General features: G+C 74.2%; 8 protein-coding genes. All 8 read right to left on the minus strand.

Going from position 1 to position 22,521, the window contains the following annotated elements:
• Positions 1 to 75: 75 nt before the first annotated feature.
• The 8 genes from WAB15_RS30730 to WAB15_RS30765 are packed head-to-tail and all read right to left on the minus strand — an operon-like array spanning position 76 to position 22,404.
• On the minus strand, positions 76 to 1,407 hold the full coding sequence (locus tag WAB15_RS30730; protein ID WP_407288201.1) for an aspartate aminotransferase family protein: 1,332 nt from the start codon (positions 1,405 to 1,407) through the stop codon (positions 76 to 78).
• Entirely contained in the window at positions 1,397 to 3,193 is a 1,797-nt protein-coding gene (locus tag WAB15_RS30735) for a fatty acyl-AMP ligase (protein ID WP_407288202.1), read from the minus strand. Before WAB15_RS30735 ends, WAB15_RS30730 begins: the two co-directional genes overlap by 11 nt.
• On the minus strand, positions 3,190 to 3,399 hold the full coding sequence (locus WAB15_RS30740) for an MbtH family protein (protein ID WP_399146153.1): 210 nt from the start codon (positions 3,397 to 3,399) through the stop codon (positions 3,190 to 3,192). Before WAB15_RS30740 ends, WAB15_RS30735 begins: the two co-directional genes overlap by 4 nt.
• Positions 3,396 to 4,238 (minus strand): methyltransferase domain-containing protein, encoded by an 843-nt coding sequence (locus WAB15_RS30745; RefSeq protein ID WP_399146154.1) that lies wholly within the window; start codon positions 4,236 to 4,238, stop codon positions 3,396 to 3,398. Before WAB15_RS30745 ends, WAB15_RS30740 begins: the two co-directional genes overlap by 4 nt.
• On the minus strand, positions 4,235 to 8,635 hold the full coding sequence (locus tag WAB15_RS30750; RefSeq protein WP_407288203.1) for a non-ribosomal peptide synthetase: 4,401 nt from the start codon (positions 8,633 to 8,635) through the stop codon (positions 4,235 to 4,237). The genes WAB15_RS30745 and WAB15_RS30750 overlap by 4 nt, the downstream gene beginning before the upstream one ends.
• Positions 8,632 to 11,601 (minus strand): type I polyketide synthase, encoded by a 2,970-nt coding sequence (locus tag WAB15_RS30755; RefSeq protein ID WP_407288204.1) that lies wholly within the window; start codon positions 11,599 to 11,601, stop codon positions 8,632 to 8,634. Before WAB15_RS30755 ends, WAB15_RS30750 begins: the two co-directional genes overlap by 4 nt.
• Positions 11,585 to 18,091 (minus strand): amino acid adenylation domain-containing protein, encoded by a 6,507-nt coding sequence (locus tag WAB15_RS30760; RefSeq protein WP_407288205.1) that lies wholly within the window; start codon positions 18,089 to 18,091, stop codon positions 11,585 to 11,587. Before WAB15_RS30760 ends, WAB15_RS30755 begins: the two co-directional genes overlap by 17 nt.
• Positions 18,088 to 22,404: a beta-ketoacyl synthase N-terminal-like domain-containing protein gene (locus WAB15_RS30765; protein WP_407288206.1), complete on the minus strand. Its 4,317-nt coding sequence runs from the start codon at positions 22,402 to 22,404 to the stop codon at positions 18,088 to 18,090. The genes WAB15_RS30760 and WAB15_RS30765 overlap by 4 nt, the downstream gene beginning before the upstream one ends.
• Between the last annotated feature and the right edge of the window lie 117 nt (positions 22,405 to 22,521).

The raw sequence follows: 22,521 nt of genomic DNA on the forward strand, positions 1-22,521 counted from the left end.
TCGGGTGGGGAGGGGGGAGAGAAGGGGGCAGGCGGGCGGCGGCGGTCCGGCCGGGTGGCACGGCCGGACCGACCCTCACCCCGTGACGTAGGCGTCGGCGGTGTCCAGGGCGGCGTCGACGGCGTCGAGCCCCCAGCGCAGCTCCTCCTCGGTGACCACCAGCGGCGGTGCGAGGTGGATGCGGTTCATCTGGCACATCGGCCAGGCGCCCTCGGCGACGCAGGAGTTCATGACCCTGGTCATCGGCTCGGCCTCCGCGCCGGAGGCGTTGAAGGGCACCAGGGGTGTCCGGCTCGCGCGGTCACGTACCAGCTCGATCGCCCAGAACAGGCCGCGGCCGCGCACCTCGCCGATGCTCGGGTGCTTCTCGGCGAGCTTCTCCAGTCCGGGCGCCATCACCTCCCGGCCCAGGCGCCGCACATGCTCCAGTACGCCGGTCTCCTCGAACACCTCGATGGTGGCGATGCCCGGCGCACAGGCCAGCGGGTGCCCGGAGTAGGTCAGGCCCCCGGGGTAGACCCGGTCCTCGAACGCGGCCGCCACCCGCTCGGAGACGATGACCCCGCCCAGGGGCACATATCCGGAGTTGACGCCCTTGGCGAAGGTGATCAGGTCGGGGGTGACGCCCCAGGCGTCGACGGCGAACCACTCGCCGATGCGGCCGAAGCCGACCATGACCTCGTCGCAGATGAGCAACGCGCCGTGGCGATCGCACAGTTCACGTACGCCCTGGAGGTAGCCGTCCGGCGGAACCAGCACGCCGTTCGTGCCGACCACCGTCTCCAGCAGCACGGCGGCGACGGTGTGCGGGCCCTCCAGGCACAGGACCTCCTCGAGGTGGGCCAGCGCCCGCTCGCACTCCTGCCGTTCGTCCTGCGCGTGGAAGGCGGTGCGGTAGGCGTACGGCCCGAAGAAGTGCACCACTCCCGGCAGGCCGGGCTCGTTGGGCCAGCGGCGCGGGTCCCCGGTGAGGGTGATCGATCCGCCGGTCGCTCCGTGGTACGAGCGGTAGGCGGTGAGCACCTTGGACCGGCCGGTGGCCAACTTGGCCATCCGCACGGCGTGTTCATTGGCCTCGGTGCCGCCGCTGGTGAAGAAGACCCGGTCCAGGTCGCCCGGGGCGCGCTCGGCGATCAGCTGTGCCAGTCGGTCGCGGGTGTCCTGGGAGAAGTGCGGCGCGATGGTGCACAACCGCCCGGCCTGTTCGGCGATGGCCGCCAGCAGGCGGGGGTGCTGATGCCCCAGGTTCACATTGACCAGCTGGGACGCCAGATCGAGATAGCGGTTGCCCTCGCGGTCCCAGAACCAGCTTCCCTGGGCGCCGGCCACGGTCATCGGGCGGCTGCCGCCCTGTGCCGACCAGCAGCGGAACACCTGTCCGCGGGTGTCGAAGGAGTCAGGACCCATGGGGTCCGCCCTTGCCGCCCCGTTCGTCGTGCCGGGCGTACTGGAGCGTGCCGTCCAGATAGCTCTGCTTGCACGCCCGGCGCTGGATCTTGCCGCTGGTGGTCTTGGGCAGACTGCGGCGGCGGACCGGGACCACCTCGGCCGGCAGCACCTCATGGCGCCCGCCGACGGCGGCGGCGACCCGGGCGGGGAGGTCGTCCCCGGAAGCGGTCACCTGGGGATTGGTCTCGACGAGCACCACCAGCTGCTCCCGTCCGTCCCGCTCGATCGGGAAGGCCGCGGCGCAGGCGGAATGCAGGGCCGGGTGGGACTTCTCCACCGTCAGCTCGATGTCCTGCGGGTACAGATTGCGGCCGTCGACGATGATCAGGTCCTTCCAGCGGCCGGTCGGGTACAGCTCGCCCTCGTGCACGAACCCGAGGTCGCCGGTGCGCAGGAACTCCCCGGACTCCTCGTCCGCGATCCGGGCCCGGAAGGTCTCCCGGGTCTCCGCGGGCCGCCGCCAGTAGCCCTTGGCCACGCTGCCGCCCTGCACCCAGATCTCACCGATCTCGCCGTCCTGGCGGGCGCGGCGGGTGACCGGGTCGACGATGCGCACGGTCGTGCCGGTCTGGTGGGGGCCGTTGCAGACGACCGGTACGGCTCCGGGCGCGTCCGCCTCGACCGGCTCGGCACGCCCCGCGGCGAGTGCGCCGTCAAAGATCCACAGCGTGCGGTAGTCCCGGTCGGCGGGGGTCGCGGACACCTTCAGCGTGTTCTCGGCCAGCCCGTAGCCGGGCGCCAGTGCGCGGTGGGCGAACCCCGCGGGGGCATGGACCTCGGCGAAGCGCTCCATGCTCGGCATCCGCACCGGCTCGGCCCCGCAGACCGCCATCCGCCAGGACGACAGGTCCAGCCCGTCGCATCCCTCGGCCTCGGCCACCCGACTGCACATGTCGTAGGCGAAGTTGGGGCCCGCCGACAGCGTGCCGCGGTAGCGGCTGATCGCCTCCAGCCAGCGGCGCGGCCGCCGCACGAACGCCTGCGGCGCCATCAGATAGACCCGCATACCGCGCCACAGCGGCATGACCACGCCGTACATCAGGCCCATGTCGTGGAACGTGGGCAGCCACGAGATGCCGATGTCGTCGTCGCTGACGTGCCAGATCTCCTGGTTCTCGGCGGCCTGCACACAGAAGTTGCGGTGCGAGACCATCACCCCTTTGGGGTGGCCGGTCGAGCCGGAGGTGTACTGGAGCAGGGCGGTGTGCTCGGGGTCCAGCTCCGGCTCGACCCACTGCTCGGCCGCGCCGGCGTCCACCGTGTCCGTGGTGAGCCAGGTCAGCTCCGCCAGCCCCGGGGTGTCGGCGAACCGGTCGAGGAGGTCGTCGCGGGTCTCGGTGTCCGTGAGCACGACCGGGGAACCGGTGTCCTGGACGACCCGCAGCAGCCGCTCCACCCCCGCGGCGTTGTGCGGTACTTGGAGCGGCGCCCCGGCCGTCCCGGCGTAGAGGCAGCCGGCGAACGCCTTGACGAACTCCAGGCCCGGCGCGTGGAGGAGCACCGCGTTGCGGCCGGCGAGGCCGGCGTTCTCCAGCGCGACCGCACGCGCCCGGGCGGCCACGTCCAGCTGCTGGTAGGTCAGCTCCTCGCCGATCTCCTCACCGTTGTGCAGGAAGGTGTACGCCACCCTGTGGGGCTGCTTGCCGCTGCGGGTGCGCAGCGCCTCCACCAGGGTGCTCGGGGCGAAGCGCCGAATCTCGTCCACGTCTCCCCCTTCGCGCGGGGCATCGGTGCCGTCCGTCATGCCGGCCCCTCCATTCGGTTCCGCAGGCTCAGCGGCCGCATATCGGTCCACACCTGGGCGATGTGCTCCAGGCACTGCTCGCGGGTGGTGTGGCGGCTCTCCTCACGCCAGCCCGCCGGAGCCGGGCGGTCGCCGGGCCACACCGAGTACTGCTCCTCGTGATTGACGACGACCGCCCACGCGGCCGCGGCGCCGCCGGCGCTCATCGGTGCTCACCGTTCTGCTTGACGCCGCTGTAGAGGAACATCAGCAGCATGAAGGAGGAGGCGGGGTCGGCCAGGAACTCCTGGACCTCGGCCTCGGTGCGGGCCACCTGCTCCTCGGAGATCACGCCCTCCTTGACCATCAGGGCGGTGCGGGCCCGTACGTCCAGCTGGCCGGCGAGGGCGTCCATGCCCAGTTCGTCACTGGTGACGGCCACGGCCTCGACCGTGATGTCGGTGAAGCCGGCGGCGCGCATCATGGCGGGCACGGCGCGCCCGACGTAGCGGTTGCCGCCGCGCTGCGACTGGTGCTGCCGCCGCAGCTCCATGACGCCGGCGAGCCCGGGGATGCCGGGGTGGATGCTGCCCCACAGCGCGTCGTCGGCGTCGGCCACCACGAGGCGGCCGCCGGGGCGCAGCAGGCGGCCCAGCTCGGTCAGGGCGCGGGTGGGCTCGGCGATGTGCTGGAGCACGAGCCGGGCCAGCGCCAGGTCGAACCCGGCGTCCGGCAGCGGGGCTTCGGTGATGGACCCCTGGAGCAGGCGCAGCCGGCGGTTCTCCTCGGGCACCAGGCGGCCGCGTGCCTGTGCGAGCAGGCCCTCGTCGAGTTCGAGTCCGGTCACGGTGCCCTGCGGCAGGCTCTCCAGCAGTGCCTCGGTGATGAAGCCGGGGCCGCAGCCGGCGTCGAGCACGTCCATGTCGGGGCGCAGCCCCAGCTGCCGGAGGTTGCGCAGCTCCTTGGGCCAGAACATCAGGGCCTGGGCGCGCAGGCGCTCCAGTTCGTACTCGGGGTGGGGGTGTTCACCGGCGCTGTAGTAGGAGGAGCGGGTCGCTGTGGTCATGAGTGGTCCCTCGTGGTGTCGTTGTGGTGGGGGCGTACCGGGGCCGGCAGGAACCCGGTGTCGACGAAGTGGCTCAGATGGCGGTGCAGCAGCTCCGCGTCGATGGCGGCGCACCGGAGCGCGGCGGGTTCGAGCAGCGCGGCCGTCTCGTCCTGCGCGAAGCGCAGTTCCCCGGCGGCCTCTGCGCTCGACTCCAGCACGGCCAGCAGGGGGTAGGCCGCGTTGTCCGGGTCCGCGGCGACGGTGCGCGCCCATCGCGCGAAGGGGAGACCGGCCAGCTCGTAGCCGAAGGCGCGGACGTGGTCCAGCACCTCGCTCAGCGGCACCGGCCGCGGGTTGACCAGGTGGTGTGCCCGGCCCAGGGCCCTGGGGTCGTGGGACAGCGCGACGATGGCGGCCCCGACGTGGTCGACCGGCACCAGATCGGTGAGCACCCGCACGTCGTCGGGGTAGGCACCCGCCTGGACGCAGCCCTTGACCACCCGCCACAGGTAGTCGTCGGTCTGGCAGGCGCCGCTGCGGCTGTCGCCGGCGATCCGGCTCGGCCGGTGCACGGTCACCGGCAGTCCGGCCGCGGCGGCCCGCCACACGATCTGCTCGCCGACCCACTTGCTCTGCGTGTAGCCCTGGCGCAGCAGGTCGGCGGGGCCGGGGGGATCGGTCTCCCGGACCGGCCCGCCGTGTGCGGGCACGGCGCCGAAGACCCCGACGGTCGAGACGTAGTGCAGCGGGGCGCGCCGGGTGCGGCCGGCCAGCCGCACCAGCTCCGCGGTGCCGTCCACGTTGGCCGCCCTGAGCTGCTCGTACGGGTAGACGAGGTTGACGTCCGCGCCGCAGTGGTAGATCGCGTCCACGGTGTCCGCGAGCCGGTCGAGTTCCCGCGGTACGAGGCCCAGGCCGGGGGCCGCGAGGTCACCGGCGAGCGGCACCACCCGGCTCTCCGCGCCCGGGTCGCCGAGGCCGTAGCGGCGGGCGGTGTCCGCCAGCCGCCGCCGGGCCTGCGCGTCGTCCTCGGCGCGCACCAGGCAGTGGACGTACGCGTCCGTGGTGCGCAGCAGTTCGCGCAGGAGGAACGCGCCGAGGAACCCGGTGGCGCCGGTGAGCAGCACATGGGTGGGCTTGGCGAGCAGATGGGGCGCGGGGGCGTCGAACCCGGCCAGGCCGGCGGGCAGTACGGCGTCCGCGGCCAGGTCGCGGACCGTGTGCGCCGGCGCGGCGCCGTCGTGCTCCTTCGCCGTGCGGACGGCCGCGGCGATGCCCTCGACCGTGGGCACCTCGAACAGGGCGCGCAGGGGCAGTTCGGTGCCCAGCTCGGCACGCAGCCGGAAGACCAGCCGGGTGGCCAGCAGCGAGTGCCCGCCCAGCTCGAAGAAGTTGTCCGACCGGCCCACCCGGTCCAGCCGCAGCACCGCGGCCACGGCCGTGGCCACGGCCCGCTCCATGTCGTCCCGCGGCTCCGCGTACGCGGTGGCCACGGCCGGGCGGACGCTGTCGGGGGCCGGCAGCGCGGCGCGGTCCACCTTGCCGTTGACGGTGAGGGGCAGCGCGTCGAGGACCACCACCCGCCAGGGCACCATGTACCCGGGGAGCCGCTCCTCCAGCAGGGCCCGCAGCTCGTCGCCGGACGCCGGATCCTCGCCGCCGGTGACGTACGCGATCAGCCGCATATCGCCGCCCGGGTCCGGCCGGGGCACGACGACCGCGGAGTCGACCGCGGGGTGGTCGAGCAACTGGGCCTCGATCTCGCCCGCTTCGATGCGGTAGCCGCGGACCTTGATCTGGTGGTCGGAGCGGCCCAGGTACTCGATCTCGCCGTCGGGGGTGATCCGCGCCAGATCGCCGCTGCGGTAGAGCCGTGCGCCGGGGGTGCGGCCGAACGGGTCCGGTACGAACCGGTCGGCGGTCAGGGCGGGCGCGCCGAAGTAGCACCTGGCCAGACCCGGGCCGCCCACATACAGCTCGCCGGTGGTTCCGGTGGGCACCGGCTGGAGCTGTCCGTCCAGGACGTACATGTCCAGGTCGGGCATGGGGCGTCCGATGGGGCTGCGCCGCGCCATGGTGACGTCGTCCAGCGTCATCTCCCGGAGGGTGACGTGCACCGTGGTCTCGGTGATCCCGTACATGTTGACCAGCCGCGGGGTGCGGTCGCCGTGGCGGGCGAACCAGCCCTTCAGGCTGCCCGGCTCCAGAGCCTCGCCGGCGAAGACGACCAGCCGCAGGGCGAGTTCCGCCGGGTCGCGCAGGGCGTCGGCGGCCGAGAAGTGCACGAACGCCGACGGGGTCTGGTTGAGGACGGTGACGCCTTCGGCACGCACCAGCTCGCGGTAGGCCTCGGCGTCGCGGGCCGTCTCGTCCGGCACGATGACCAGCCGCCCGCCGTGCAGCAGCGCCCCCCACAGCTCCCACACGGACACGTCGAAGGCGTAGGAGTGGAACAGCGGCCACACGTCGCGGTGGTCGAAGCGGTAGCGGGAGCGGGTCGCCGCGAAGAGCCGCAGCACGTTGGCGTGGGTGATCTGCACGCCCTTGGGCGTGCCGGTCGACCCGGAGGTGTAGATGACGTACGCCGCGTTGTCCGGGCAGCCGGGGCGCGCGGCCGGCGCCGGCGGTGCGGGGCGGGCGGCGGGCCGGTCGGTGCCGTCGAGCACCAGCAGGTGCCCGTCGAACTCCGGCAGCCGTCCGCGCAGCCGCTCGTGGACGACGAGGACGGGCGGGCGGGCGTCGGCGAGGATGCGCGCCACCCGGGGACCGGGGTAGGCCGGGTCCATGGGGACGTAGGCGGCTCCGGCCTTGAGTACGGCGAGGATGCTGATGACGGTGTCGAAGCCGCGGTCCAGGTAGAGGCCGACCAGGCTCTCGCCGCCGATGCCCAACTCGCCCAGTCGCAGGGCGAGTTCATCCGCGGCGGCGTTCAGCTCGGCGTAGCTGAGGTGACGGTCTCCGCAGGTGAGCGCGGTGGCGTCGGGTCGGCGGCGGGCCTGCTCCTCGAAGCTGCGGTGCAGGCTGCCGCTCACCGGGAAGTCCTCGCCGCCCCGGCCCAGCGCCAGCAGCCGCTCGGCCTCGTCGGCGTCGAGGAGCGGAAGCCGGGAGACCGGTGTGCGGGGGTCGGCGGCCGCGCCCCGCAGCAGCGTCTCGTACTGCGTCAGCAGCCGGACGGCCGTGGCCTCGTCGAAGAGCGCGGTGTCGTACTCCAGCGTCACGGTCAGGCCCTGGGGCAGCCGGCTGACCGACATCTGCAGGTCGAAACCGGCGGTGCCGTTGTGCACCTGGAGCGGCTGGACCGTCAGTCCCGGCAGCCGCAGCCCCTCCAGCGGGGCGTTCTGCAGGACGAACAGGGTCTGGAAGACGGGCGCGCGGTTGCTCTCCCGGTCGGGGGCGAGCTCCTCGACGATCTTCTCGAAGGGCACGCCCTGGTGGGCGTAGGCCCCCAGCGCCTTCTTGCGTACCTGGCGCAGCAGTTCGTCGAAGCCCGGATCGCCGGTCAGGTCCAGGCGCACCGCCATGGTGTTGACGAAGAACCCGACCAGGTCCTCCAGGTCCTCGTCGGTACGGCCGGCGATGGGGCTGCCGACGACCACGGAGGACCGGCCGCTCCAGCGGCCGAGCAGCGCGGCATACCCGCCGAGCAGCACCATGTACGGCGTCACGCCATGGGCGCGGACCAGCTCCGTCAGCGCCTCGGTGGCGCCTTGGGACAGCACCCGGCTGACGGTCGCACCCCGGTAGGCGGGAGTCTCCGGGCGGGTGCGGTCGGTGGGCAGCTCCAGCACGGGCAGCTCGCCGGCCAGCTCGTCCCGCCAGTGCGCCAGGTCGTCGGCCATGTCGCCGGCGTCGAACGCCGCGCGTTGGCGGACGGCGAAATCCGCGTAACTCAGCGGGAGTTCGCGCAGTTCGGGGTCGCGCCCGGAGGTGTGGGCCGTGTAGCGGTCGCCCAGTTCCCGCATCAGCACCCCGACCGACCAGCCGTCGAAGGCTAGGTGATGCACCGTCACGGCGAGCAGATGCTCGTCCTCGCCCACCCGCGCCAGCGCGGCCCGCAGCAGGGGCGCCCGGTCGAGGGGGAGGGGGGTCTGCGCCTGCCGGCGCAGCCAGTCCCCGGCGGCCGTCTCGGTCCGCGCGCGGTCACCGCCGCGCAGGTCGGCGACCGGGACGGCCAGCGGTCCGGGATCCTCGACGCGCTGGACCGGGACGCCGTCCACGACGGTGACCGACGAGCGCAGCACGTCATGGCGGCGCACGACGCCGCGCAGCGCCTCGGTCAGCGCGGCCACATCCAGCCGGCCGGTCAGCCGCACGGCCAGCGGGATGTTCTGCCGCGCGGTGCCGGGGGTGAGCTGTTCGAGGAACCAGACCCGCTCCTGGGAGAAGGAGAGGGGGCGGGTGGGTGACGGTGTCATCGCTTCTCCGTGGGGTCCGTTGAGGCGTGGTCGAGCGCGCCGCCATGGGCCGTGACGAGCTTGGCCATCCGCTCCAGGGACGGCTCGTCGAAGAGCTCGTCCAGGGGCAGCCGGACGCCGAAGGCGCGGTGCATGCGCGAGGCCAGGCGGGTGGCGAGCAGGGAGTCGCCGCCGAGGGCGAAGAAGTCGTCCCCGGGCGCGATGTCCACGACGCCGAGCAGTTCGCTCCACAACTGCCGGGTCCGGGCCAGGACTTCGTCCTCCGGGGAGGCGCCGGTGCCGTGGGCCGGGGCGGGCGGCGCGGGGCTCGTCCCCGCCTCGTCGGCGGCCTTCGTCGGGCGGTCGTCCTCGGGAGCCCGCGCCCAGTGCGTCCGGCGCTGGAAGGCGTAGGTGGGCAGCGGGACGGTGTGCCGCTCCTCGGGCGCGGAGAACGCCGCCCAGTCCACCTCGACGCCGTGCTCCCACAGCCGGGCCACCGCGCTCAGCAGCACCCGGTCGTCCGGTCCGGCCTGCCGCGGCCCGCGGACGGCGGCGACCGCCACGGTGCCGGGCCCGGCCACCTGCGCCGCGAACCGGCCCAGCGTCCGGCCGGGTCCGGCCTCCAGCAGTACGGGCGCTCCGGCGTCCGCGAGCGTCCGCAGGCCGTCGGCGCAGCGCACCGGGCGGCGCGCCTGCTCGGCCCAGTAGGCGGGGTCGGTCGCCTGGGCATCGGTGATCCATGTGCCGCTCACCCCGGAAACGAAGGGGGTGCGGGGCGCGTGCCGGGGCACCTCGGCGACGAGGGCGGCGAAGGGTTCGAGCATCGGGTCGAGCGAGGGCGAGTGAAAGGCGTGCGAGGTCTCCAGCAGCCGGGTCTGCACTCCCCGCCGGGCGAGTTCGTCGGCCGCGGCCGCCACCGCCGCCGAGGTGCCGGACAGTACGCACTGGCGCGGGGCGTTGACCGCCGCCAGCACCAGTCCGGGCCGCTCCAGCGCCCGGGCCTCGTCCTCGGTCAGCTGCACCGCCAGCATGTCGCCCGGCGCCATCTCGGCCATCAGTCGGCCGCGGGCCGCCACCAGCCGCAGGGCATCGGGTAGGGAGAAGACGCCGGCCAGCGTGGCCGCCACCCATTCGCCGAGGCTGTGCCCGAGCATCCCGACCGGCTCCACGCCGAGCCCCCGCACCGTACGGGCCAGGGCGTACTCGACCGCGAACAGCGCGGGTTGCGCCAGTTCGGTCGAGGTCAGCGGGTCGGGCCCGGCATCGGGCGCCGGCTGCGCCAGCAACTCCCGCAGGTCCCGACCGGTTTCCGTTTCCAGGATCCGGGCGCATCGGTCGATCTCCGCGGCGAAGACCGGCTCGGTCTGGCGCAGTCCGGCGGTCATGCCGCTGTACTGGCTGCCCTGCCCGGGGAAGAGGAAGGCCACCCGGGCCGGGTCGGCGGCCCGGCGCCCGGCGGCCTCGCCCAGCGCCGCCGCCGCGTCGGGCCCGGTGGCGCCGACGACGGCCATACGGTGCGCGAAGTGCCGGCGGCCCCGTTGCAGCGTGTGGGCGACGTCGGGCAGGGCGCCCAGGGCGTCCTCGCGCAGCCCGGCCACCAGCCGGTCCCTGGCCTGCTCCAGCGCCTCGGGGGTGCGGGCCGACAGCGGGACGATCTGGTGTGCGCGCACCCGGCGGGTGGTGCCGCTCGGGGTGCGGGCCGGCGGCTCCTCCAGGACGACATGGACGTTGGTGCCGCCCACCCCGAAGGAGCTCACGCCCGCACGGCGCGGTGCGTCCCGGCGGGGCCAGGGCCGCGGGGTGTCGTTGACCGTGAACGGGCTGTCGGCCGCGGTCCTCGGATTGCGGGTCCGGTAGTGCACGGTCGGCGGCACCTGGCCGTGGCGGACCGCGAGCACGGCCTTGATCAGGCCGACCACCCCGGAGGCCGCGTTGAGATGGCCGAGGTTGGACTTCACCGACCCCACCAGCACCGATCCCTCGGCCGCCCCGGCGGCGCGGAACACCTCGTCCAGCGCGGCGAGTTCGATGGGGTCGCCGACCGGTGTCCCGGTGCCGTGGGCCTCGACGAAGCCGACCGTGGCCGCGCTGATCCCGGCGGCCCGGTAGGCCTCGGCGATCACCTCGGCCTGACCGTCGACGCTCGGTGCCGCATAGCCGACCCGGCGCGCCCCGTCGTTGTTGACCGCCGCGCCGAGGATGACGGCGTGCACCGTGTCCCCGTCCGCCAGCGCGTCCTCCAGCCGCTTGAGCGCCACGACCCCGACGCCGCTGCCGAACACCGTGCCGCCGGCGTCCGCGTCGAACGGCCGGCAGTGGCCGTCGGCCGACTGGATGCCGCCCTCCTCGTGGACATGCCCCCACTCCTGGGGGAGTTTCAGTGCCGCTCCGCCGGCCAGCGCCATATCGCACTGGTAGTCCAGCAGCGACTGGCAGGCCTGGGCGACGGCCACCAGCGAGGTGGAGCAGGCGGTCTGCACGGACAGGGCCGGGCCGGTCAGCCCGAGCCGGTACGCCGTACGGGTCGCCAGGTAGTCCTTGTCGTTGCCGTGCAGCAGCGCGGCCGGGTACTCCCGCAGCAGGTCCGAACGCCGGTACTGCGGCAGCACGTTGAGGACGAGGTAGGTGTTGACGCCGCAGCCGCCCCACACGCCCACCCGGCCGTCGTAGCGGGCCGGGTCGCAGCCGGCGTGTTCCAGAGCCGTCCAGCAGTGTTCGAGGAACAGCCGGTGCTGGGGGTCGGTCAGCTCCGCCTCGCGCGGCGTCATCCCGAAGAACTCCGCGTCGAAGTCGCCGGGGCCCTCGATCGGCGCCGCGGCGGCGACATAGCCCTCCGGCTCGTCACCGGTGACCGGGAGCCGGACGATCGACTCCTGCCCGGCCAGCAGGTTCTGCCACAGCCGCTCGGTGCCGTCGGCGCCGGGCACCCGGCAGGCCAGTCCGACCACCGCGATCCGGTCGAGCCCGTCGTCAGGCGTGGTGTCCACCGGTGTGCTCCTCTCTCAGACGGCGCCTGCGCTGCGCCCGCCGGTCGTTGCGTTGCGCCGCGTCGGCCGCCGCGCGCTCCGCCCGCGCCGCGCCGTCCGGGGCGTCGTCGCCGAGCGCCCGGGCCAGATCGGCGACGGTGGGGTAGCGGAAGAGTTCGACGACGCTGAGCGTGCGGCCCAGCTCGCGTGCGAGGAGCCCTTGCAGCCGTACGACGAGCAGGGAGTGCCCGCCGAGGTCGAAGAAGTTGTCCGCCCGGCCCACCTGTTCGGTCCCCAGCAGGCCGCGCCACAGCTCGATCAGCCGGTGCTCCAGATCGGAGGCGGCTGCGGCGGCCGGTGCGCCGTCCGACGCCCGGCGTGCCGGCAGCCGGCGCAGGGCGCGCTCGTCGAGCTTGCCGTTGGGGGTCAACGGGAAGGCGTCGACGACGGTGACGGCCGCGGGGACGAGGTGGGCCGGCAGACGTTCGGCGGCGTGGGCGCGCACCGCGCGGGCTTCGAGGTCCGCGCCGTTGCCGCGGCCCATGACGTAGCCGTGCAGCACGGTCTCGCCCGCGGAGTCGGCGGCCGCCAGCACCCGTGCGTCGGCGACACCCGGGTGGGCGCGCAGCACGGCCTCGGTCTCGGCCGGGTCCACGCGGTAGCCGCGCACCTTGACCTGCCGGTCGGCGCGGCCCGCGAAGACCACCGTGCCGTCGGGCCGCAGCCGGCCGAGGTCGCCGGTGCGGTAGAGGCGTTCGCCGGGCCCGGTGTGCCGGCCGGTGGTGAAGCCGCGGGCGGTGGCCTCCCGGTCGCCGAGGTAGCCGTCGGCCAGGTGGGCACTGCGGACGGCGATCTCGCCGAGTTCGCCGACGGCGGCCGGCTCGTCCCCGCGCAGCACCAGCAGCCGGCTTCCGTCGATACCGCGGCCCAGGGGCTGATCGCCCACCGGATCGTCGCCGACGATGTGGTGCGCGTGCGCCTGCGGGGTCTCGGTGGCGCCGTAGAAGTTGACGACCGTGACGCCCGGGGCGAGCCGACGGATCACCTGGACCTCGTGTGCGCCGAGGACGTCGCCGCCGAAGAAGGCGTAGCGCAGCGACGGCAGCGCGCCCTTCGGCAGCCCCGAGAGGAAGCGGGCGGTCGGTGGGGTCAGATGCAGCACGGTGACGTCGTTGGCGGCCAGCCAGGAGGCGAGCGCCTCGGGGGCCGCCAGGTCCTCGGGGCCGGGTACGTGGACCGGGGCACCGACCGCCAGCGGTACGAACAGGTCCCGCAGCAGGGGGTCGTGGCTCAGCCCGGAGGTGAGCGCGAACCGGTCCTGGGCCCCGATCCCGAAGGTGGTGGTGTACCAGTCCACGAAGTGCGCCAACGGTCCGTGCGGGCCCACGACGGCCTTGGGGACACCGGTGGAGCCGGAGGTGAAGGCGAGGTAGGCGGTGTCCGACGGCCCGGTCGGGGCGTCGAGCGGACGGGGCGCCGGCGTGGCCGCTGCGGGCACGGTGCCGTCCGCGCCGATCCGGATCACGACCTCCGGGCGGGCGCCGAGCGCGGTGGGCCCGTCCGGAGCGTCACCGACCTCGATCCAGGCCCGGGCGGCCACCACTTCGGCGCTCGCCGTGCGGCGGGCGGCGGGGTGTTCCCGGTCGAGGACCGCGAAGGCGGCCCCGGCGCGCAGCACACCCAGCAGTGCCACGACGAGCCCGGCGCAGCGAGCGCCGTGCACGGTCACCCGATCGCCGGGTCCGATACCGGCCTCCCGCAGCGCGTCGGCCAGCGCGGCCGAGTCCCGTTCCAGGCTCGCGTAGTCGAGCCGGCCCGTGGGGTGGAGCAGCGCGGGGGCATCCGGGTGGCGGCGCGCCGCTTCGGCGAACTTCTCGTGCACCGCGCTGGTCCATGGCAGCGTGGGCAGCGCCGCGGGGGCGTCGTCGGCCGGTGCGGCGTCGGACCGGATCGTGTCGATCGGCCGGTCCGGATCGTCGCCGACCTGGACCAGCAGACCGTGGAGCTGACCGAGCAGCGCCCGCATGGACTCGGGCTCGAAGAGGTCGGCGGAGTAGACCAGTTCGAGGTCGATGCGGCCGTCGCGCGGCTTGGCGTACAGGGTCAGATCGAACTTGGAGGTGGTGTCCTCCGCCTCGACGAGCCGTGTGCGCACCCCGGGGATGTCGATCTCGAAGTCGTCCAGGTTGTGCATGTTGAACATGACCTGGAACACCGGGGTGCGGGACATGTCGCGCTGCGGAGCCAGCCGCTCCACCAGCTCCTCGAACGGCACGTCCTGATAGGCGTCGGCATCCAGCGCCGCACGGCGCACCTGGTCGAGGAGCGCGGTGAAGGTCGGGTTGCCGGAGGTGTCGCTCCTGATGACGACGGTGTTGACGAAGAGCCCGACGAGGTCCTCGACCTCCCGGCGGACCCGCCCGGCGACCGGCATGCCCACCAGCACGTCGTGCTGCCCGGCCCAGCGGGAGAGCACCAGCTGGAAGGCGCTGAGCAGCACCATCGACGGGCTGGCGGCGTGCCGTGTGGCCAGCCCGTGGAGCTTTGCGGTCAGGTCGGCGTCGAGCGCCTGTACGGCGCGCTCGGCGGACCGGCCGGAGAGTTCGCCGCGCGGGAAGTCCGTGGGCAGCTCCAGTGCGGGCGGGCTGCCGGCCAGCCGCTGCTGCCAGTGCGCGAGCGACCGCTCCCCTTCGGGGGCGCGGTGCCGGGCGCGCTGCCAGGCGGCGAAGTCGGCGTACTGCACGCCCGGTTCCGGCAGCGGTGACGGCCTGCCGGCCCCGAACGCCGTGTACAGCGTGGCCAGTTCGCGCAGCAGGATGCGCAGCGACCAGCCGTCGGAGGCGATGTGGTGCAGCGCCAGCAGCAGTACGTGCCGGCGGGCACCGAGCCGGACCAGCTCCGCCCGCAGGGGCGCGGCGGACAGGTCGAACGGCCGCACGGCGAAGGCCGTGGCGCGTTCGCCGAGCCGCTCCGGGTCGGCGAGTTCGCACAGCGGCAGGACGTCGGCCGGGACCGGCGCCACCACCTGGCGCGGTGCGCCGTCGACGGTGGTGAACACCGTGCGCAGCGCCTCGTGCCGGCGCACCACCTCGGTCAGGGCGGCGTGCAGCGCGGTGACGTCCAGCTCGCCGTCCAGGTGGAGTTCGCCGGCCACGTGGTAGGCGGGGTTGCCCGGTTGCAGCTGTTCGAGGAACCACAGTCGGCGCTGGGCGAAGGAGAGCTGCATCCCCCGCGGATCGCGCGCCACCACCTCGATGGGCGCCGCCGAGGCCTCGTCCCGGCCGGCCCGGTGCTCCTGCACCCGTGCGGCGAGCGCCTCGACGGTGCGGGCCTCGAACAGTTCACGGAGCGGGAGTTCGACCCCCAGCGTGTCGCGCAGCCGGGTCCCCACACGGGTCGCCAGCAGCGAATGCCCGCCCAGTTCGAAGAAGTTGTCCAGGACACCGATCCGCTGGACGCCCAGCACCTCGCGCCACACCGCGGCGATGTCCCGCTCCAGCGGCGTACGGGGCTCACCGCCGGCCAGCGTCTCCTCCGCCCGCTCCAGATCCGGCTCGGGGAGCTTGGCCCGGTCCAGCTTTCCGTTCGGGTTGAGGGGGAAGCGGTCCAGTACGACGAGGAAGGCGGGGACCATGGCGGCGGGCAGCCGCTCGGCGAGGTGGGCCCGCAGTGCCGCGGCGTCCACCGGGCCCCGGGTCGCCTCGCGCAGGGTGGCATAGCCGACGAGGTGAAGGTCTCCGGTCCGGGACGGTCGGGCCAGGACCACGGCACGGCGCACGTCCGGATGGCCGGCGAGGACCGTTTCGATCTCGCTCGGCTCGATGCGCACGCCCCGGATCTTCACCTGGTGGTCGGTGCGGCCCAGGTAGTGCAGCACTCCGCGCTCGTCCCAGCGCACCCGGTCACCCGAGCGGTACAGCCGGCCGCCCGGTTGTGTGCCGAAGGGGTCGGGTACGAAGCGGTCGGCGGTGATGTCGGGGCGGCTCTGGTAACCCCGGCCGACGCCGAGGCCGCCGATGTACAGCTCGCCGACCGCGCCGACCGGCACCGGCTGCATGTTCTCGTCCAGGACGTGGAGTTCGGTGCCCGGTACGGTGCGGCCGATCGGCGGGGTGCTGCCGTCGTCGACCAACGGCGCCATGGTGGTGCAGAAGACCGAGATCTCGGTGGGCCCGTAGGCGTTGACCATCCGCCGGCCGTCCCGGGCCCAGCGCGCGACCAGCGCGGCCGAGCAGGGCTCACTGGCCGAGGTGACCTCGGTGACGGAGGGCAGGTCGGCGGGGTCGAGGGTGGACAGGACACCGGCGGTCAGATTGAGCGTGGTGATCCGGTCCCGCGCCACCAGGTCGATCAGCGGGGGCCCGGGGCGCAGCTCCTCGCGCGAGGCCACATGCAAGGAGCCGCCGGTGGTCAGCGCGAGCATCCACTCCCAGGTGAAGTAGTCGAAGCTGATCGACGCGAACTGCAGGACCCGACGGCCCGGTTGCGGCGGCAGCGCCTCGCGGTGGACGAGGTCGAGGTTGACCAGCCCCTGGTGGGTGATCATGGCGCCCTTGGGGCGTCCGGTGGTGCCGGAGGTGTAGATCACGTACGCGAGGTCGTCCGGTGCGGGCGCCGGGCCGGTGAGCCGTCCGCCGGGCGCCGGGCGCAGCTCGTCCAGGAACAGGATGGGAAGGTCCGTGGGCGGGAGCTGCCCGGCGTGGCGGCGCAGGGTCAGCAGCAGCGCCGCCCGGCAGTTCTCCAGCATGTACGTGAGGCGGTCGTGCGGGTAGGCGGGGTCGAGCGGCACATACGCGCCACCGGCCAGGAGCACCGCCAGCATGCCGACGACCAGTTCCAGGGACCCCTCGGCGCTGAGGCCGACGCGCACATCCGGCCCGACGCCCCGGGTCTGCAGTTCGGCCGCCAGGTCCGTTGCCCGCTCGACCAGTTGGCGGTAGGTGAGGCTGCTGCCGCCGTGCACGACGGCCGGGGCGTCCGGGGTGCGGGCGGCCTGCTCCAGCACGAGGTGGTGGGCGCAGCGCCCGGTGCTGCGGGCGCCGTCCTCCAGGCGGTTCCACCCCGCCAGGAGCCGCTGGTCGGCGTCCGGGACGGCGTCCAGCAGGGCATGGTCGCGGTCCGGGGAGGCCAGGCACTGGGCGGTCAGGGTGGCGAAGGAGTCGGCCAGCCGCCGCACCGTGCTCCTGTCGAAGAGGTCGGTGGCGTACCGCAGCGAGCAGCACAGCTCGCCGTCGACCTCCTCGACGAACAGCGAGAGATCGTGCTCCGTTCCCTGCACGGCGAGGGGGTAGGGCCGCAGCGTGAGATCGCCCAACGGCAGCCGGGCATCGGTGAATCCGGTGCCGAACAGCGACAGACCGCGCTGGGCGGACCATGCGGCCGACTCGTAGTAGAAGGCCACGTTGAACAGCGGCGAACCGCCGGCCTGGCGCAGGCCGGAGAGCCGCTCGGCGAGCAGCGGGAAGGGGTGGTCCTGGTGCTCCAGCGCGCCCAGCGCGGTCTCGCGCACCTCGTCGACCAGCTCGCCGAAGCTCTGCCGCCGCCCGATCCGGGTACGCAGCACGGTGAGGTTGGAGAAGTACCCCAGCACCTCCTGGAACGCGGCGCGGCTGCGCCCCGAGGAGACCGAGCCGACGCAGATGTCCTGCTGTCCCGTCCAGCGGTGCATCACCAGGTTGAAGGCCGACAGCAGCACGACGTACGGGGTGGTGCGGTGCTCCTTCGCCAGGGCGGTGACCCGCGCGGTCACCTCGGAGTCCAGCCGGAAGGTGTGCACGGATCCCAGGTGGCCGGGCACCGCCGGGCGGGGGCGGTCCGTCGGCAGGTCCAGCACCGGGACGGCGTCGGCGAGCCGTTCCTCCCAGTACGCCGCGTCGGCCGCGGCCTGCTCCCCTTCGAGCCTCTCGGACTGCCAGCGGACGTAGTCGAGGTAGCCCTGCCCGGGGTGGGCCGGCTCGGCCCGACGCCCCTCGACCGCGGCCGGGTAGCAGCGCTGGAGGTCGTCCATGAACAGCCCGAAGGACCACAGGTCCATGGCGATGTGATGGGCCGACAGCAGCAGGAGCCGCCCGTCCGCGTGGCGGATCGTCCGGACGCGCAGCAGCGGGCCCCGGGACAGGTCGAAGGGCAGCGTGCAGAACTCCGTGACCGCGGCGTCGACCTCCTCGGCCGAGCGGTGCGAAAGGTCCGTCTCGGTGAACTCCAGCGTGCCGTGGCGGGCGATCTGCTGGCGCACCTCGCCCTCGTACTCCACCAGCGTGGTCCGCAGGCCGGCGTGGTGGTCGACGATCTGTGTCAGGGCGGTGCGCAGGGCGCCGGTGTCCAACGGGCCGTCGACCCGGGCGGCGAAGCTGAGGTTGTAGGCCGGACTGCCCGGATGGAGCTGGTCGAAGGTCCACAGAGCCCGCTGGCCCCGGGATGCGGGCTGCGGCTCGGCGGAGCGGCGGGCCCGGTCGCGCAGCAGCGCGCGCAGCGCTTCGCGGCGCTGGTCCTGTGAGAGCTCGGTCGTCATGACTGTTCCGCTGCCTGCGGCGCGAGCCGCTGGAGCAGCGAATCCACCTCCTCTTCGGGCAGGTCGTCCAGTTCGGCCAGGAGCCGTTCGATGTCCCTGGGGTCCTCCAGTTCCGCGTGGCGGGGAGTCCCGGTGTCGTCGTCCGGCCGCTCGGGACCGGCGACGAGCGATGTGGCGAGTTCGGCGGCGATGTCCGCGGTGGTGGCGCCGCGCAGGAAGCGCACGACGGGGACCTCGATGCCCAGCGCCGCCTCCAGCCTGCGGTGCAGCTCCAGACTCATGATCGAATCCAGCCCGAGGGTGTTCATGGGCATCGCGGCGTCGATCGAGGAGGCGGGAGCGCGCAGCACGCGGGCCGTCTCCCCGCGCAGATAGTCGGTCAGCAGGCCGACGCGTTCCTCGGGGCTCGCGGCCAGGAGTTCGTCGAGCGGGGCGCCGGCGACGGCCAGCATGGCCTCGTCCTGATGGAGCAGCGCCGCCGCCGCGGCCGTCTCGGCGTCGGTGAGCGGGGACAGGGCGATGCGCCCGATCTCCGACAGCACCCGCCCCTCGGCGTCGACCAGCCGTACGCGGAGCGCCAACTCCTCTGCCGCGTCGGTACTTTGGTCGTCCAGAGGGGCGACATGAGCCCACACCGGCGCCGGCTGGTCCGCGGCACCGGGGACGAAGACGCCCTCCAGACGGGCCGGTACCCAGGCCGCCGGTCCCCGATCCGCCAGGTGCGCGGTCACCACCGCCGCCAGCACCGCGGTGTCGAGCATCGCGTGTCGGCTCCGGGCGGTGGCCCGCAGCCGGATCAGCGCCCCCTCCGGCCCGTGGTGCACGGCGTCGATCCGCTCGGGCTCGGGGAGGTCCCAGCCGCTTGTGGCGAGGGTCGTTCGGAGCGCCGCGCCGTGCGTGTGCTGCGGGAGCCGGCCCAGCAGGGCGGCCACTTCCACGGCCCCCTGCGGTGCGGCGGGGGCCGGGCGTGCTTCGGTGGCGGTCGCCTCGGCGTACGGGAGCCACTCCGCGGCTCGTTCCCCGCGGGTGTGCAGGGTCAGGCGCGCTCCGCCGCCGTCCGGCAGCAGCGCCAGTTGCGTTCCGGCGTCCTGCGCCACCCGGACGGCCCCCGGCCTCGGCCGCACGCCGACGCTGAACTCCCGCCCGGGGAAGAGCACTTCGGTCGCGTCGAGCGCCGCGGTCGCCAGGGTGTCCGGCAGGTGCAGCGGGACGCCCGCCAGGCCGTAGCGGCCCGCCTGGCACGCGGCGAGGCCCGGGGCGTGCGGAGCCAGCGTTCCTTCCCAGTAGTGCACATCGCCCGACGCCGGGCTGAGACGACGGCCCAGCAGTCCGGCGGGCACGGCGGAGACCGCCTGGGACATCCGGGCCGCCAGGTGCGCCCGGTCCCCGAACCGCTGCCTGTTCCACTGCCGCACCGGGAGCCGGAGCACACCGGCCGCGCCGTGGTTGACGGCGGCGAGGTCGATCCCGGTGCCCGACTCGTACAGCGCGCCCGCGGTGTACAGGAGAGCGGTGCGCGACGGCTCACCGCGGCGCAGGGTGGGCACCGCGATGATCTCGGCGCCCGCGTCCGCGGCGGTCTCAAGGAGTGCGGGGGTGAGGGTGGGGTGCGCGCCGATCTCGACGAACGTCCGGCAGCCCGCGTCGGCCAAGTGGCGCACGGCCTGGGCGAACCGTACGGGCTCGCGCAGGTTACGGCCCCAGTAGGCACCGTCGAGTGCGCCGCCGTCGACGGGGTGTCCGGTCACGGTGGAGATCAGGGTGGCGCCGACGTCCTGGGGTGCCAGATCCCGCATCTGGTCGGCGAGCCGGTCGTGCAGCGGCTCGACGAAGCGGCTGTGGAACGCCGTGGTGCCCGGCAGGACGCGGGCGAAGGCGCCGTCGGACGCCGCCTGCTGAACGAGCCGCGCGACCGTCGGGCCGTCGCCGGCGATCAGGGTCGAACGGGGGGCGTTCCAGGCCGCGATGTCGACCGCGCCGCCCACCGCCTCGATCCTGGCGCGGACCTCGTCGGCGGCCAGCCCGAGCAGCGCCGTGCCGCCAGTGCCGGTCGCCTCGCGCATCACCTCGCCGCGGGTGACGGCGAGGAACAGCGCCTCCTCGGTGCTCAGCGCACCGGTCGCGGCCGCGGCGGAGATCTCCCCGAGGCTGTGGCCGACGCAAGCCCGGGGCGCGATGCCCCAGCTCTCCAGGAGGCGGGCCACCGCGAGTTGGACGGACACCAGGACCGGCTGGAGCACGGCCGGGTCGTCGTACCCGGCGGCCGGCTCCTCGTCGGTGGTGAGCCGCTCCAGCAGGGACCATCCGGTCAGCTTCTCCAGGATGTCGTCGCACTCGCCGAGCACCGCGGCGGCCACCGGCTCGTCGCGCAGCAACTCGCGTCCCATGCCGACCCATTGGTTGCCCTGCCCGGAGAAGACGAAGGCGATCGGGCCGGGGCGGCCCGCGGGGATCGGCCGGTCCGGTGGCTCCGCCGCGACGCCGGCCAGCAGCGCACCGGCCTCCCCGGTGTCGCCCGCCACCAGCGCCCGGCGGAACCGATGCTGGGTGCGGCGGGTGCCGGCCGTGTGCGCCAGCGCACCCAACCGGGCGGGATCGGCCGCCAGCAACCGCCGGTAGCCGTCGGCCTGCCGGCCGGCGTCGGCCGGGTCGGCGCCCGAGACGGGGAGCAGCAGCGCGCCACCCGGCTCGTGCTCCTCCTGGTCGGCCCTGACGTGCGGCGCGGCGGTGGCGGGCGGCTCGCCGAGCACGATGTGCGCGTTGGTGCCGCCGAAGCCGAAGGAGCTCACGCCGGCGATCGCCTCGTCGTAGCCCTCGGGCCAGGCCGTCGCCGCGTCCGGTACCCGCAGTCCGAGGTCACCGAAGTCGATGTCGGGGTTGGGCGTCCGATAGCCGGCGGTGGGCGGGATCGTGCGATGACTGACGCACAGCGCCGCCTTCACCAGCCCGGTGATACCGGCGGCCGCTTCCAGATGCCCGACGTTGCTCTTCACCGAGCCCACGTACAGGGGCTGTTCGGCCCGCCGCGACCTGCCCAGCGCCCGGCCGATCGCCCGCGCCTCGATGGGGTCGCCCAGTGCGGTACCGGTGCCGTGCGCCTCGACGTAGCCGACGTCGTCGGGCACCACACCGGCCCGGCGGTAGGCCGCGGTGAGCAGGTCCTCCTGCGCCGTACCGCTGGGCGCGGTCAGCCCGTTGCTGTGTCCGTCCTGGTTCACCGCCGTGCTCTTGATGACCGCGTGGACGGGGTCGCCGTCCGCCAGGGCGCGGGACAGCGGCTTGAGGACGACCACGGCGCAGCCCTCGCCCCGCCCGTAGCCGTCGGCGGCCGCGTCGAAGGTCTTGCACCGTCCGTCGGGCGAGAGGAACCCGGCGCGGGCGAAGGCGTCGCCGACCGCCCCGTCGAGGATGACGTTCACCCCTGCCGCCAGGGCCAGCTCAGACTCGCCCTCCCACAGGCTGCGGCAGGCGAGATGGACCGCCACCAGCGACGACGAGCAGGCGGTGTCCACCGACATGCTCGGGCCGGTGAGGTGGAAGGCGTACGAGAGCCGGTTGGCCGCGATGCTCAGCGCGCTGCCGGTGCCGATGTGCAGATCGGCGTCCGGGGTGCCGAAGTGCAGCCGCCCGTGGTCGTATCCGGAGACCCCGACGAAGACACCGGTGGCGCTGCCGGCGAGCGCGGCCGGGACCTCGCCCGCGTCCTCCAGCGCCTCCCAGGCCGTTTCGAGCAGCAGCCGCTGCTGCGGGTCCATGCTGGCGGCCTCGCGCGGGGAGATCCCGAAGAAGGCCGCGTCGAAGGAGTCCACATCGTCGAGGAAGGAGCCTTCGAGCCGGGCGCGCGTCCCGTCGGAGGTGTGCAGCTCCAGCCCGTCGGCGGTCGTCCGGCCGGCCAGCAGCAGTTCCCAGAGCTGCTCGGGCGTCGCGGCGCCCGGCAGCCGGCAACCGATACCGATGATGGCCACCGGCTCCTGCGCGGCCGGCCCGGCCTGCGCCGTGGACCCGGACGGCTCCCGGCGCCCGACGGGGCGACCGCGGTCGAGGACCCGGTCCACGACCCCTCCCAGGGTGGGGGTTTCCCAGAACACGCTGGTGGGCACATGGCGGCCGGTCCACTCCGCGAGCGCCTCGCCCAGCGCGACCGCGTGCAAGGAGGTCAGCCCCAGGTCGGAGAGGGGCGCGTCGGGGTCCACCGACGCCGCCGGGATGTCCAGCAGTTCGCCCGCGCGCCGCAGGAGACGGCCGGTCAGGTCGCTTGCGGAGAGCGGCTCGGGGGAAGCGGGGCCATGGCGGTCCGCAGGTCTGGCATACATGGACGCTCCGTCGGACAAGGTCCGGTTGGTTGGGTCACGAATGTGGGGTCGGAGCCGGGTCCTCGGCTCCGACCGGCGGCCGTGCGCGCTTCGCGCGATACGGCCTCCTACCGCCGC

It is taken from the genome of Streptomyces sirii (genome assembly GCF_045690365.1).
Taxonomy (GTDB): domain Bacteria; phylum Actinomycetota; class Actinomycetes; order Streptomycetales; family Streptomycetaceae; genus Streptomyces; species Streptomyces sirii.

Excerpts from the sequence above, each read along its gene's own strand:
- WAB15_RS30730 (WP_407288201.1), bottom strand. The coding sequence starts at position 1,407 with ATGGGTCCTGACTCCTTCGACACCCGCGGACAGGTGTTCCGCTGCTGG.
- WAB15_RS30765 (WP_407288206.1), bottom strand. The coding sequence starts at position 22,404 with ATGTATGCCAGACCTGCGGACCGCCATGGCCCCGCTTCCCCCGAGCCG.
- WAB15_RS30740 (WP_399146153.1), bottom strand. The coding sequence starts at position 3,399 with ATGAGCGCCGGCGGCGCCGCGGCCGCGTGGGCGGTCGTCGTCAATCAC.
- WAB15_RS30750 (WP_407288203.1), bottom strand. The coding sequence starts at position 8,635 with ATGACACCGTCACCCACCCGCCCCCTCTCCTTCTCCCAGGAGCGGGTC.
- WAB15_RS30735 (WP_407288202.1), bottom strand. The coding sequence starts at position 3,193 with ATGACGGACGGCACCGATGCCCCGCGCGAAGGGGGAGACGTGGACGAG.
- WAB15_RS30760 (WP_407288205.1), bottom strand. The coding sequence starts at position 18,091 with ATGACGACCGAGCTCTCACAGGACCAGCGCCGCGAAGCGCTGCGCGCG.
- WAB15_RS30745 (WP_399146154.1), bottom strand. The coding sequence starts at position 4,238 with ATGACCACAGCGACCCGCTCCTCCTACTACAGCGCCGGTGAACACCCC.